We start from the raw sequence: 13,373 nt of genomic DNA on the forward strand, positions 1-13,373 counted from the left end.
TCGTCGTCCCTCGTGAAAGGAGACCCCATGCCCCGTACCGTCGCCCAGGTGATCGTCGACGGTCTCGCGGACCTCTCCGTCGGCCACGTCTTCGGCGTGGTCGGCGACGCCCTCAATCCCCTCACCGACGCCATCCGGGTCACGGACGGCATCGAGTGGACCGGCTTCCGCCACGAGGAGGCCGCGGCCTTCGCCGCCGGCGCCCACGCCCAGTTGTCGGGCGAGCTCGGGGTCTGCATGGGCACCGTGGGACCCGGCTCGGTCCACCTCCTGAACGGGTTGTACGACGCGGCCAAGAGCGGTGCCCCGGTCCTGGCGATCTGCGGCCAGGTGCCGTTGTCGGAGGTGGGCGGCGACTACTTCCAGGAGGTGGACAACGACCTCCTGTTCCGGGACGTGGCCGTGTACCGGGCCACGGTGACCTCCCCCGCCCAGCTGCCGAGGCTGCTGGAGTCCGCGGTGCGCGCGGCCGTGACCCGCCGGGGCGTGGCGGTGCTGACCGTCCCCGGGGACCTCGGCGACCGGAAGGTCGAGGACGACCGGCCGACGCGGTTCGCGCTGCCCCGCCCGGCCGTGACCCGGCCCGACGACCCGGCCCTGGCCGAGGCGGCGGAGGCGGTCGCCGCCGGCTCCCGGGTCACGCTGCTCGTGGGGCGCGGTGCCCGGGACTCCCGTGAGGAGGTCCTGCGCACCGCCGAGCTCCTCGCGGCGCCGATGGTGCTCACGCTCAAGGGCAAGGAGGGCTTCGAGGAGGACAACCCGTACGAGGTCGGCCAGACGGGCCTGATCGGCAATCCGGCCGCCGCCCACGCCCTGGACACCTGCGACACGCTGATCCTGCTGGGCACCGACTTCCCCTATCGCGACTGGTACCCGGAGGACTGCCGGGTCGTGCAGATCGACGTACGGGAGGAACACCTGGGCCGCCGGGTCCCGGTGGACGTGGGGCTGGCCGGGGACGTCGGCGCGACGCTGCGGGCCCTGCTGCCGCTGCTCGCCCCGGTCGAATCCCGGTCCCACCTCGACGAGGCCCGCGAGCGCTTCCTGCGGTGGCAGGAGGGGCAGGCGGACCTGGCCGACCCCGCCCACGACAAGCGTCTCCTCGGGCGGGTGCGGGCGGTCTTCGACAACCGGTCCGAGGAGATCCGCCCGGAGGCGCTGGCGGCCGCGGTGGACCGTCACGCGGCCGACGACGCGATCTTCACCTCCGACACCGGCATGGCCACGGTCTGGCTGTCGCGTTTCGTCAGGATGCGCGGCGGCCGCCGGCTGATCGGCTCGTACAACCTCGGCTCCATGGCCAACGCCATGCCCCAGGCCATCGGTGCCCAGCTGTGGGCCCCTGACCGCCAGGTCGTGGCCTTCTGCGGCGACGGCGGCCTGAGCATGCTGCTGGGCGACCTCCTGACCATCCGGTCCGAGCGGCTCCCGGTCAAGCTCGTGGTCTTCGACAACCGCCGTCTCGGCATGGTCAAGCTCGAACAGGAACAGGCCGGGCTTCCCGAGTTCGGGACGGTCCTCGACAACCCCGACTTCGCCGCGCTGGCAGAGGCCATCGGGATCCGCGGCATCCGTGTCACCGATCCGGCGGAGCTGGACGAGGCCGTACGCCGGGCGCTCGCCGATCCCGGCCCGGTGCTCCTGGACGTGGTGACCAATCCCGCGGAAGTGGCCGTGCCCGGCAAGCCGACGGTGTCCCAGGGCTGGGGCTTCGCCATCGCCAAGATCAAGGAGAACCTGACCTCGGGCGACGGGTGAGCGGTGTCGCCCGGTGTGCCTCGGCCCGGGACGGAGCGAGGGCTCCGTCCCGGGCCGAGGCACACCGCCGAGGACCGCCGGGGGCGCGCGGCGAAGGGCTCCGCCGTGCGCTCAGTCGTTCTCCGGACCCGCCTCGCTCGCCCGCCGCCGCGCGTCCTCCTGGGCGCTTCGGCTGGGGGAGAGGGCGTCGGCCGCCTCACCACCCCGCTCGTCGTCCTCCCGCGGGTCGGTCTCCGCCTCCTCCACCTCCTGGAGGACCTCCTCCACAGCGGTCTTCGGACGGTCCCCGTCCCGCTCCGGACCTCGGTTTCCCTGGGTCATGTCTCTCCTCCTCGCCTTTTCGCGTACACGTCTCTGCTACCCGCCGGCCCGTGATCGACCCCGGCCGCTTTCGACCGTTCTCCTCCGGCCGTTCCCCCCGGAGCGGGAAAAGCAAAAAAGGGGAGGGCCCGAACTCGTCGAGTTCGGGCCCTCCCCTTCACACCGGGTTCAGACCACCGGACCCCCGAAAGGGCCTCCCATTCCGTAATAGGTGCCCAGTTCCTGGCGGTATCCGGGGTCGCCGAGGTGCTTTTCACGGTGGAACTCGGGAGCGTTCTTGATCTGTTCCTTCGTCCGGTCGACGAAGACCTTCCGGTCGTCCAGGTCGATGCGGACCACGGTGGAGGCCGGCAGGAGGACCTCCTTGCCGAAGATCCAGACCCCGGTGTCCACGACCAGGTAGGCGTCGTCGACCTCGTCGGAGTGCTTGTCCACCTTCCCGATGCCGCCGTCGATCGCCTCGACCTTGTAGCCGGTGAGATCGGTACCGGCCAGGTGGCCCGCGGTCGACTTGTAGCTCCAGACGTGCTCAGTCACGCGAAAACAACTCCTTCGGTGGACGAGGACGGCCGACCGGATCCCGGCCGCCCTTCTCTTCCGTGTGTTTCACCACGGGCTCGGCCCGCTTGGGATCCGCTTGCCCCGGCCTCGACGGCCCATGCACCCGATCTCACACGGAACAAGGCGATCCACCTCGGCGCCCTCGGCTCGAACAACTCGAATCCGGCGCCGACGGGCTCCGTCACGAGCAACGGACCCGGAAAAGGAAAACCGGTTTTCCTTTTCCGGGTCCGGCGTGCCCGCCCGACGTCAGCGGGCGGGAGAGTGGGCGGTCTTGTCCGTGGTGCCGTCCTCTTCCTGGGCCTCCGGTTCGGCGGGCTGCTCCGGGACGGGCGGGGTACGGACCAGCAGCGCGACCAGCACGGTCAGTCCGCCGATCACGGCGCCGACGCCGAATCCCCACCGGATGCCCGTCGCCAGGGCGCCGGTGGCGTCGGCGCCGCCGGCCGCCGCCGTGGCGGCGTGTCCCGACATGACGCTGATGACCAGGGCGGTGCCGGCGGCGGCCGCGACCTGCTGGAGCGAGCCCAGGATGGCGGAGCCGTGGGGGTAGAGGTGCGGCGGCAGGACGGACAGGCCCGAGGTGAAGACGGGGGTGAACACGAACGCCATGCCGGCGCTCAGAGCCACGTGGAGGGCGAGCACCAGCCACGGCGAGGTCTGTTCTCCCGTCAGGGCGAACAGGGCGAGGCAGAGCGCCGTGAGCACGGCTCCGGGTACGACCAGACGGGGGGCGCCGAGCCGGTCGTAGAGCTTGCCGACCTGTGGTCCGAGCAGGCCCATGGTCAGGCCGCCGGGGATGAGGAGCAGCCCGGTCTGCAGCGAGGTGAGGCCGGCCACCTCCTGGAGGTAGATCGGCAGCAGGATGAAGCCGCCCATGAGGGCCATGAAGGACAGGCACATCAGGCCGAGCGCCACGGAGAAGTGCCGGTACGTCAGGGTGCGCAGGTCGAGCAGCGGTGTCGACGAGCGCTGCAGTGCCAGCTGTCGCCACGCGAACAGGCCCACCAGCACGCCGCCGGCCACGGTCGTGACCACCGGGGGCACGGGGGCCTGGGCCGAGCCCTCGGCACCGAGCCCGCTCAGGCCGTAGACGAGGGCGCCGAAGCCCATGGCCGCCAGGGGGACGGACAGCCAGTCGATGGGGCCGGCCTGCGGCTCGCCGATGTTGACCAGGTGGCGCCGGCCGAAGAGGGCCATGGCTCCGGCGATGGGCAGCACGGCCAGGAACAGCAGGCGCCAGGTCCCCAGTTGCAGCAGCACGCCGGAGGCCGCGGGGCCGAGGGCCGGTGCGACGGAGATGACGAGGGTGATGTTGCCCATGACCCGGCCGCGGTCGTGCGGGGGCACGAGGGTCATCAGCGTCGTCATGAGCAGCGGCATCATGACGGCGGTGCCGCTCGCCTGTATGACACGGGCGGCCAGCAGCACGGGAAAGACGGGCGCGGCCGCGGCCAGAGCCGTGCCGGCGAGGAAGAGCGCCATGGCGAGGCCGAAGGCGGTCCGGGTCGTCACGCGCTGGAGGAACCATCCCGTCACCGGGATGACGACGGCCATGGTGAGCATGAAGGAGGTGGACAGCCACCCCGCGGCGGCCGCGGTGACCTCGAACTCGCGCATGAGCCGCGGGATCGCGTTGACCATGATCGTCTCGTTGAGGAGGACGACGAAGGTGGACAGGACGAGGATCCGCAGCACGGCGGTGACTCGGGCGGCCGGGAGCGTGGGCGGCGCGTGGGGTGCGAGCATGGTGCCTTCCGTCATGTGAGTGTCCTCCGCTCGGGGCGGGTCGCACTGACGGACCGCGACGCCGGGAAGAACTCATCGGTGTTCCCCGATCCTCCTGGCGCCGCCGCCGAGGCTCAACCCATTTACCGGCGCGGCCCCGGCCGACGGGACCGGTGACGGGAAGCCCCTCGGGGGCGGCCCTCCTCCGTGGCTGACGGGCCCTCAGTCGCCGGTCGTGCCGTCGAGCATCTCTCGCAGGATGTCCAGGTGGCCGTTGTGGCGGGCCGTCTCCTCGGTGAGGTGGAGGAGGATCCAGCGCAGGTCGACGTGGAGGCCGTTGCGGACGGCTCGTCGGGCCTGCTCGTCCAGGCTGTGCCCGGCGACCAGTTCGCGGTGGTGGGCGCTCTGTTCGGCGTATTCGTCGAGCAGCTGCGTGAGCGGGAAGTCGACCGCGATGCGCATCTCGCGGTCGGGGTCCTCCTCGGTCCAGGGGCCCTGGTCCTCCTCGCCGAGGAAGACCACTCGGAACCAGTAGTACTCGACCCAGCGGAGGTGGTTGATCAGCCCGCTCATGGTCATCAGCGGTGAGCCCGGCAGAAGCGCCTTGCGCGCGTTCTCCTCGGAGACGCCCTCGCACTTGGCGCGGGCGGTGTCACGTGCGTAGTCGAGGAACGTGGTGAGCTGGGTGCGCTCGTCCCACGCGGGCGGAGTGTCATCGGTTCTGGTCATCGCGTGAAGCGTCACCGATCACCGCGGCCGCTGTCGAGGCAATTATCGATCGCCCCGCCCTGCCCCCTCCCCTCGCCCTGTCCGGCAGGTCGCTGCGGCGATCCGGGGCCGGTCCGGGGCCGGTCCGGGCGGCACGTCGCCCCCTAGGGCACGGCGGCGGCTGCGTGGTCGACGCGCGTGCGTGCCGCGTCGAGGCTCGGCGGTACGCCGAACTGGCGCTTGTACTCCCGGCTGAACTGCGAGGGGCTGTCGTATCCCACCCGGTGGCCGACGCCGGTCACGTCGTGCGGACGGTTGGCCAGCAGGAGACGCGCCGCCTGCAGTCGGATCTGCTTCTGGAACTGGATCGGGCTCATCGCCGTCACCGACTGGAAGTTCCGGTGGAACGCGGAGACGCTCATCCCGGACGAACGTGCCAGGTCCTCGACCCGGAAGGCCTCGGCGTAGTGGTCCCGAATCCAGTCGACCGCCCGGGTGACGTGGTTCAGGCTGCTGTCCGCGAGGCCCAGTTGGCGGACCGCCTCGCCCTGCTCCCCCGTCATGAGCCGCCACAGGATCTCGCGCTTGATCAGGGGGGCCAGCACCCGGCGGTCACGCGGTCGGTCCAGCAGGCGGAGCAGGCGGACGATCGCGTCGATCAGCTCGGCCGGGGCCTCGCTGACCATGATCCCCGGCCGAGGCGACCCGGCCGGTCGCGGCAGGTCGCCCGGACCGGCCTGGAGCATCAACTCCGCGATGACGGCGGGCTCCAGCGTCATCCCGAACCCGAGTTGCCGTCCGCCGGGTGCGACGCGTCCGGTCACCGGCAGGTCGGCCGAGGTGACCAGGTACTGGCCGACCCCGTACTCGTACACCCGCTCCCCGAGGGCGAGCCGTTTGGCGCCCTGCGCGATGACGGCCAGCATCACGCCCGACATCGCGTACTCCGGCTCGGCGCCCGGGTCGGCCCGGCAGATCCGGACGCCGTCGACGGCCGTGTTCCGGTCGGGTCGTGCGTGCCGTTCCAGCAGGTCGCGCAGCTCGTCGAGGGACATGCGCCCATCTCATCACGCGCTGACACGTTCCTCTCCGCCGGCGAGAGGATCGTGCAAGAACACGCGACGATCGTGCGGGCGTCCCGCGAAGCGCAGGCCGCTCCCACGCCGTCGCGCGCCTACTCCCCGGCGTCCTCGTACACGGCGATCAGCCGGCCGCGGGCGAGGGTGTGGAACCGGAGGTGGAAGCCGACGAGTGCCGGCGACGCGTCCGCATCCGGCCCCAGCTTCTCCCGGTCCACGGCGTACACCGTGAACACATAGCGGTGCGGACCGTCCCCCGGCGGCGGCGCGGCCCCGCCGAAGTCCTTGCCGCCGTAGTCGTTCCGGGCCTGCAGGGCCCCGGCGGGGAGCCCCTCGAAGCTCCCGGTCCCGGCCCCGGCGGGCAGCTCGGTGACGTCCGCCGGGATGTCGAAGACCGTCCAGTGCCAGAACCCGCTGCCGGTCGGCGCGTCCGGGTCGTAGCAGGTGACCGCGTAGCCACGGGTGCCCGCCGGTCCGGCCGACCAGCTCAGCTGCGGTGAGGAGTTCCCCTTCGCGTACACGTGCGCGTCCGGCAGGGTGCCACCGTCCGTCAGGTCCTCGCTGCCGACCGACAGCTCGGGCACCGGCGGGTGGAAATCATGCGGCAGCGGACGCCGATCCGTGGGGTCGCTCATTCCTGATCCTTTTTCATGCTCTCGATGACATCGCCCGAACGGGCGTGATCGCCATCTGACCACGCCCCGAGCGACGGGGACCGGTCGGCGAGAGGATCGTGCAAGGAGTCGCCACCTTTGTGAACATGTCCTCGGATTCCCGCGGTCCTACGACCGCCCCGGCTCGCCGGAGCCGTGACCGGGCTCGTCGGCGAGGGACGTGACGATCGTCCGCACCGTCTCCTCGGTGATCCCCGGGTGCAGGAACGCCAGACGGGCGACGGTCTCGCCCTCCCAGACGCTGGGGGTGACGAACGCGAGGCCGGAGGCGAGAAGGCGCTTGGACCACGCGTAGTAGTCCTCGGACCGCCAGCCGGTGCGGCGGATCAGGACGACCGTCAGCTCGGGCTCGCGGAGCAGCTGGAGGCCCTCGGTCGCCTCGACGAGGCGGGCGGTGTACCGGGCGATCCCGGCGCCGCGCGCCACGGCGTCCCGGTAGGCGTCGGTGCCGTGCACGGCGAGCGAGAACCACAGGGGCAGGCCGCGCGGACGCCGGGTGAGGTGGTAGGCGTAGTCGCTGGGGTTCCAGTCCGTGTCGTGGTCGGCTCCGTCCGCGCCGTGGATCGCGTCGAGGTAGGACGCGTCCTGGGTGTGCACGGCACGCGCGAGGTGCGGCTCCCGGTACAGGAGGGCCCCGCAGTCGAACGGCGCGAACATCCACTTGTGCGGGTCGACGACGAGCGAGTCGGCGTGCTCGATGCCGCCCAGGCGCGCGCGGAGTTCCGGTACGAACAGGGCGGCTCCGCCGTAGGCGGCGTCTATGTGCAGCCACAGGTCGTGGGCCCGGGCCTGCTCCGCGACGCCGCCGAGGTCGTCGATGATGCCGGCGTTGGTGGTGCCGGCGGTGGCGACGACGGCCACGACGGGGGCGCCGCCGTCGGCCGAGGCCGTCTCGAGCGCCGCGGCGAGGGCCGTGCCGGTGAGCCGGTGGTCCGAGGTCGGAACGACGAGCGGTTCGACGCCGATGATCCGCAGGGTGTTGCCGACGGAGGAATGGACCTGGTCGCTCACGGCGATCCTGACGGGTGCCGTCGCGGCCAGGCCGAGGCGGCGCCTGCCGGTGTCGCGGGCCACGATCAGGGCGGAGAGGTTGCCGGCCGAGCCGCCGCTGACGAAGCACCCTCCGGCGCCCTGCGGCATCCCCGCCAGATCGGCGAAGAGGCGCAGGACCTGGTTCTCCGCGGCGACGGCGCCCGAGGCCTCCAGCCAGGACACGCCGTGGAGGGAAGAGGCCGAGAGGACCATGTCGAACAGGGCGGCCGCTTTCGTCGGAGCGCCGGGGATGAACGCGAGGAAGGCGGGGTGATCGCAGGAGACGACCGTCGGCTCCAGCGCGTCCGTGTAGGTCCGCAGCACGTCGGCCGGGGGGCGCGGCCCCGCGCCGATGGCGTCCTTGAGCGCCAGGGCGAGCTCCTCGTGCTCTCCCAGCCGGCCCAGCGGCGGGGGGTCGAGGCGGAGCCGGTCGAGAAGATGGCCCATGACCTGCTGGGTGAGGTCCTCATCGTAAGCGTGCACGGCGGGCTCCTGTGGGAACGAGCGACTAATTGGATCCTCATCGGACCCAATTAGGACCTTAGGCGGCGCCCCGAGCGCCCGTCAACCGGATCCCGCGCCGCCGCCTTCCGCCCGCCTTCCGCCAGCCACCGGCTTGCCATCCGCCGCCCGCCGACCGTCCGCCTTCGCGCGCCGCGGCGAGGAGCCGCTCAGCCGGAGGTCGAGGCGAACTGGTCCAGGAGGAGCAGGAACTGCCGGTGCGACTCCTGCAGGTGCTCGCGCATCCGGCGCTCGGCCGCGTCCCCGTCGCCCGACAGGACCGCCAGGGCGATCGCCTCGTGCTCCTCGCGGAACGCACTCCCGAAGTCCCGGCCGGTCGGGTAGACCGGCGTCCAGTCCGACCCCAGCCAGAGCGCGTTGCCGGCCACGAACATCTCGGTGCGCGCCCGCGTGACGGCCTCCGCGAGCACCTCGTTGCCGCCGGCCTCGGCGACGCCGAGGTGGAACCGGGTGTCCACGCGGTGGTACTCGCCGAGGTCGGCGACCTTCGCCTCCAGCATCTCGACGAGCCCGCGCCTGCTCGCCGCCGCGCCCCGCTCGGCGGCGAGGCGGGCCGCGAACGGCTCGATGGCCTGGCGGTACTCCATGTAGTCACGCAGGGAGGCGCGGATGCCGGCGGCGACCGCCGCCCTGCCGTCGCGGCCGCTCCGGGGCGCGGGTGCGACCCGGGTGCCGCCGGAGCGGCCCAGGGTGGTGACGACGAGCCCCTCCTCGGCGAGCTCCCGTACGGCCTGGCGGACCGTGTTGCGACCGACCCCGAAGACCGCGGCGAGGTCCCGCTCGGTCGGCAGCCTGTCCCCGGGGCCGAAGCCGCCGAGCGCGATCCGCCGGCGCAGCGCGTCGGCCACGACCGCGTGCGAGGGCGCCTGCCGGGGGCCGGCACCGTTCGCCTCCTTCCCGTTCCGCTTGCCCGCGCCGTCGTTCCGGCTCGCGCTCGTCCCGCCCATGGCCTGCCCCTCGCCTCTGGATTCCGTTCGACTCCGTCCGACCAGTCTATTGGGATCAGTCCGAACCCTATTGACAGTCCACAGGGACCCCCTTAGCGTCGCCCCATCGATTTTGGGTCCACACCGAGCCCAATCGATGTCCCCAAGGAGCCACGTATGAGCCAGTCCACGGGCACCGCAGCCCCCGCCGCCGGGGCGCCACGCCGCTCCGGGCCCTGGAAGATCGCCACCGCCGCGATGATCGGCACGAGCGTCGAGTGGTACGACTTCGGCATCTACGCCACCGCCGCCGCACTCGTGTTCCCCGAGCTCTTCTTCCCCGAGATGAGCCGGGCCCTCGGCACCCTGATGTCCTTCGCCACCCTGTTCGTCGGGGCCCTCGGCCGCCCGCTGGGCGCCGTCCTCTTCGGACACATCGGCGACCGGCACGGCCGCAAGAAGGCGCTCATCTGGTCGATGACCCTGATGGGCGCCGCCACCGTGTGCATCGGCCTGCTGCCCACCTACAGCCGGATCGGCGTCCTCGCGCCGCTGCTCCTCGTGCTGATCCGCATGATCCAGTCACTGGCCGTGGGAGGCGAGTGGGGCGGCGCCGTCCTGTTCGCGGTCGAGCACGCACCGCCCCGCCGCAAGGCGTTCTTCGGCTCGTTCCCGCAGGTCGGAGACGGCGTCGGCTATTTCCTGTCGACCGGCGCCTTCGCCCTGACCGCGCTGCTCGGGCACGACGCGCTGGCGCACTGGGCGTGGCGCGTCCCCTTCCTGCTGTCGGCCGTGCTCGTCGCCGTCGGCCTGGTCATCCGCCGCTCGATGGACGAGTCGCCCGAGTTCGAGGCCGCCCGGCGGGCCGAGGAGGCCGCGGCCCGGGACGGCCGGGGCAGGGAGTCCGCCCCCGTGATCGCCGTACTGCGCCACGACTGGAGGACGTGGCTGCTGGCGACGGGCGCGTTCCTGATCACCGTCGGCGGCTACTACGTCGTCGTCACCTTCATGTCGAGCTACGCCGTCACGGAGCTGGGCTTCACCGACGCCCAGGCCGCGGCCGCCGGAACCGCGGCCTCCGTCGTCGTCATCGTGTGCACCCCGCTCAGCGCGCTGTTCGCCGACCGGTACGGCCTGCGCCGGGTCACGCTCATCGGCGTCCTGCTGCACCTGGTCGTGGCCTTCCCGATGTTCTGGCTCGCCGACACCCGCTCGGTGGCCGGGCTGTGGCTCGCCATGTGCCTGCCCATGCTCGCCAGCACGATCGCGTACGCCTCCCTCGGCACCCTCGCCTCGGGGTGGTTCGCGCCGCGCGTCCGCTACACGGGCCTGTCCATGAGCTTCCAGACCGCGGGCCTGCTCGGCACCCTGGCCCCCGCGGCGACGGCCTGGCTCCACTCCTCCTCCGGGGGGTCCTGGGTCCCCGTCGCGGTCGCGTTCGCCGCCATGGCGGCCGTGAGCGCCGTATGCCTCCTGGCGTGCCGTCCGGCACCGGAAGCCGGCGCGTCCCCGGACCCGTCGAAGGCCGGCCTCGGCGCGGCCGCGGCGGATGCGCTCCCCGGCGGTTCGGACGAGACCGCCGGTGCCGGCCGGACCGGCTGACCGGCGCCCGACGCGCACGAGGCCGCGCGCACCGCCAACGGGCCCCGCGACGCCCGCCACCAGCTCGTGCACGTCGAGTGTCTCCCTCCGCAGGACGTCGGCCGGTTCGCCGAGCTCGGCGTCGTGGTCTGCGTGCAGGTGCGGCACCGCGCCCCGGACGGCGGCGACTCATGGGTGCCGGCCCGGACGATCGTCGAGGGGCGACGGTCTTCCGCCGCTGAGCCCACGGGTCCTCGCCCGAACCGGACGGCGTGCCGCGCTCGCGCCCGCCGTCCACCGCCCGCCGTCCACCGTCCGCCGTCCGCCCTCTGCCGGGCGTCGTCCGGTGCGCGGCGGAGGCGGCGCATGACGGCGTCAGGCGCGGCGGCAGCGCTCCCGGATCTCGGAGATCACGGCCTTCTCGCGTGCGCTGACGGCACCGTCCACGGCGGCCACCCGGTCGGCCACGTCGAGGAGGTCGCCCAGGTCCCCCGGCTCGGCGTCCATGCGCCGCCACACCTCGGCGGGCTCGATGTCGACCAGGCGGGCGAGCTCCTCGTCGACCACCTGGTGCCGCTCACGCACCAGCCTCACCAGATGCCGCATCAACAGCGCCTCGTCGTCCGTCCTCTTCCGGTCCGCCCTGATGACGAGCCACGCGACCCACAGCATCAACCGCGGGTGCCGGCTCCGCCCGCTCAGGCCCTCGGCGATCTCGATCACCCGCGCCTCGTTCCGGAAGACGGCTTGCGCGTGGCGCCCCGCGAGCAGCGTCGTGTAGCGGTTCAACGCCACCGCGAGGGGGACGCCGACCGCGGGGATGCCGATCTTGATGACGTTGCGCTGCAGGAGGAACTTCCCGACGAAGGGGAACCCCTTCGCGGCGCTCAGCACCGCTCCGGAGTAGAAGCGCTTGATCACCGGCCGCATCATGGCCGGGACCATCTTGATCACGCCTTCCCGGACCACTTCCCCGCTCTTGATCGTGAAGGCCACGCGAATGAGCTTCCACATGTCCTCGGGGTCGGACAGGTCGAGGGGGACCCGGTAGAGGACGGCGATGTCGTGGGCCAGGCGGAGCTGGAGCCGGGTGATGAACGCGACATCGACCATCACGGTGGCGAGGGCCGCCGGGACGGTCGCCGGCGAGGCGCCGCCCAGGCTCCCGAGGGTGGCGACGACGGCCGCCGTGTAGGCCCCGGCGGAGAGGCCGCCTTCGAGCGCGGCGTACCGGGCCGCCATCTTGATCCGCTGGTCGACGACGGCGTCCGCGGGTACGCCCTCGTAGCGCTCCTGGAAGTACTGCCAGTCGACCTTCTCCGTGTAGGAGTTCAGGGCCTGGGCGAGGAGCTTGGTGAACCAGCCGCCCGACTTGATGTCGTCCGTGCTCAGCTCCTGGACGAACTCCCGCAGCTCGGACCGCTCGTGCTCGACGGCCTCCCGGTCGGCATCGCGGTCGACGCCGGTCTCGGTCTCGGTCTCGGCGGCGTCGATCCGAGCTTCGGTCATGGCGAGTCCCCCCAGGCGGTTCAACGTGTAGCCGGATGCCGGGTCGGAACAACCCCGCTGACGTCTCGACACGGCGATTCGGTGACCAGAACACCTTTGTACGGACGCCCCGTTGACGTGTCACCCTAGCGCGCCATCATGCGTGTGGGGCCCTCCTGCCGATCTCCGTGATGATCACCGCGGGGGCCCGTCCTTCTCCCACCGTCCGCAAGGAGGTCGTACGGATGACGAGGTGCTCGCAGGGCGGCGAGGGGGGACCTCTGTGACCGGCTTCCTCCCGCCCGAGGAGTACGCGGCGTCGCTGCCGAAGGCGACCGTGTTCGGCGCCTTCTTCTTCACCGACACGGACGACCGGCCCGTGCAGCTCCACGCCGTCTACAGCGCCGAACACCCCTGGCAGCTGCCGGGCGGGACCGCGGAGGACGGCGAGCGGCCCTGGCAGACGGCGGTGCGGGAGACGGCGGAGGAAACGGGGCTGCTGATCCCCGGACCGCCGCGCCTGCTGGCGGCCGTCTTCGGTCTGCCCGGCGCGTCGTGGCCGCTCGCGACCGCCGGTTTCGTCTTCGACGGGGGACGGCTGACCGACCGGCAGATCGCGGGCTTCACGCTCGCCCCCGAGGAGCACGACGAGGTGCGGGTCCTCCCGCTGGAGGAGTGGCGGGCGCTGATGCCGGTGCAGGACTTCGCCCGTCTCACCGCCCTTTCGGAGGCCCGCCGGACCGGGACGGCGGCCTACGTCGGCGACTGGGACCGGGAGGGGGACGGCGAGGAGAAGGCGCGGTGAGCGCGACGGCCTCGGCGGGGACGTCGAAACCGGTTGGCGTCGAGATCCACCACCGTGTCAGACTGTGCGCACACCGAAGGGGTGTAGCTCAGATGGCCAGAGCGCCGGTCTCCAAAACCGGATGCCGCAGGTTCGACTCCTGTCACCCCTGCCACTGCTTCACACCGTGAACGCCCGGGCCTCGCGCCGC

The 13,373-nt window shown here is 72.3% G+C and carries 12 protein-coding genes and 1 tRNA gene; 4 read left to right on the plus strand and 9 right to left on the minus strand.

Annotated features, from left to right (window positions below; genetic code table 11):
• Positions 1 to 27: 27 nt before the first annotated feature.
• Positions 28 to 1,758, plus strand: coding sequence for a thiamine pyrophosphate-dependent enzyme (locus ACFYUZ_RS21280; protein WP_389311465.1), 1,731 nt, complete (start codon positions 28 to 30; stop codon positions 1,756 to 1,758).
• A 111-nt stretch (positions 1,759 to 1,869) separates the two neighbouring features.
• Here the strand turns inward: ACFYUZ_RS21280 and ACFYUZ_RS21285 are convergent, their stop codons facing one another.
• From ACFYUZ_RS21285 to ACFYUZ_RS21320, 8 genes are all read right to left on the minus strand, one after another.
• A complete protein-coding gene (locus ACFYUZ_RS21285; RefSeq protein ID WP_389311466.1) occupies positions 1,870 to 2,079 on the minus strand; it encodes a hypothetical protein in 210 nt (69 codons plus the stop codon).
• Between the two features lie 168 nt (positions 2,080 to 2,247).
• Positions 2,248 to 2,616, minus strand: a complete 369-nt coding sequence (locus tag ACFYUZ_RS21290; RefSeq protein WP_389311467.1) for a PRC-barrel domain-containing protein — start codon at positions 2,614 to 2,616, stop codon at positions 2,248 to 2,250.
• Positions 2,617 to 2,889: 273 nt separating this feature from the next.
• The gene (locus ACFYUZ_RS21295; protein WP_389311468.1) at positions 2,890 to 4,404 is read right to left on the minus strand and encodes a DHA2 family efflux MFS transporter permease subunit; all 1,515 of its coding nucleotides are present in this window, start codon (positions 4,402 to 4,404) and stop codon (positions 2,890 to 2,892) included.
• A gap of 186 nt (positions 4,405 to 4,590) precedes the next feature.
• Positions 4,591 to 5,097 (minus strand): DinB family protein, encoded by a 507-nt coding sequence (locus ACFYUZ_RS21300; RefSeq protein ID WP_389311469.1) that lies wholly within the window; start codon positions 5,095 to 5,097, stop codon positions 4,591 to 4,593.
• 143 nt (positions 5,098 to 5,240) lie between these two features.
• Positions 5,241 to 6,131 carry an AraC family transcriptional regulator N-terminal domain-containing protein gene (locus ACFYUZ_RS21305; RefSeq protein ID WP_389311470.1) on the minus strand — a complete coding sequence of 297 codons (891 nt, stop codon included), beginning with the start codon at positions 6,129 to 6,131 and terminating at the stop codon, positions 5,241 to 5,243.
• A gap of 119 nt (positions 6,132 to 6,250) precedes the next feature.
• Positions 6,251 to 6,790 (minus strand): YbhB/YbcL family Raf kinase inhibitor-like protein, encoded by a 540-nt coding sequence (locus ACFYUZ_RS21310; protein ID WP_389311471.1) that lies wholly within the window; start codon positions 6,788 to 6,790, stop codon positions 6,251 to 6,253.
• 147 nt (positions 6,791 to 6,937) lie between these two features.
• Positions 6,938 to 8,344, minus strand: a complete 1,407-nt coding sequence (locus ACFYUZ_RS21315; protein WP_389311473.1) for a pyridoxal phosphate-dependent decarboxylase family protein — start codon at positions 8,342 to 8,344, stop codon at positions 6,938 to 6,940.
• 188 nt (positions 8,345 to 8,532) lie between these two features.
• Positions 8,533 to 9,330, minus strand: a complete 798-nt coding sequence (locus tag ACFYUZ_RS21320) for a FadR/GntR family transcriptional regulator (RefSeq protein ID WP_389311475.1) — start codon at positions 9,328 to 9,330, stop codon at positions 8,533 to 8,535.
• Positions 9,331 to 9,486: 156 nt separating this feature from the next.
• Here ACFYUZ_RS21320 and ACFYUZ_RS21325 point away from each other — a divergent pair, with 156 nt between their 5' ends.
• Positions 9,487 to 10,911 carry an MFS transporter gene (locus tag ACFYUZ_RS21325; protein WP_389311477.1) on the plus strand — a complete coding sequence of 475 codons (1,425 nt, stop codon included), beginning with the start codon at positions 9,487 to 9,489 and terminating at the stop codon, positions 10,909 to 10,911.
• A gap of 354 nt (positions 10,912 to 11,265) precedes the next feature.
• On the opposite strand, the gene ACFYUZ_RS21330 is transcribed toward ACFYUZ_RS21325, so the two are convergent.
• Positions 11,266 to 12,399: a hypothetical protein gene (locus tag ACFYUZ_RS21330; protein ID WP_389311479.1), complete on the minus strand. Its 1,134-nt coding sequence runs from the start codon at positions 12,397 to 12,399 to the stop codon at positions 11,266 to 11,268.
• Positions 12,400 to 12,661: 262 nt separating this feature from the next.
• Here ACFYUZ_RS21330 and ACFYUZ_RS21335 point away from each other — a divergent pair, with 262 nt between their 5' ends.
• Together ACFYUZ_RS21335 and ACFYUZ_RS21340 are read left to right on the plus strand one after the other, a co-directional pair.
• On the plus strand, positions 12,662 to 13,183 hold the full coding sequence (locus ACFYUZ_RS21335) for an NUDIX domain-containing protein (protein ID WP_389311480.1): 522 nt from the start codon (positions 12,662 to 12,664) through the stop codon (positions 13,181 to 13,183).
• Positions 13,184 to 13,260: 77 nt separating this feature from the next.
• Positions 13,261 to 13,337: transfer RNA gene (locus ACFYUZ_RS21340), tRNA-Trp, on the plus strand.
• Positions 13,338 to 13,373 lie beyond the last annotated feature (36 nt).

This window comes from Streptomyces sp. NPDC004266, from assembly GCF_042874095.1.
GTDB lineage: Bacteria > Actinomycetota > Actinomycetes > Streptomycetales > Streptomycetaceae > Streptomyces.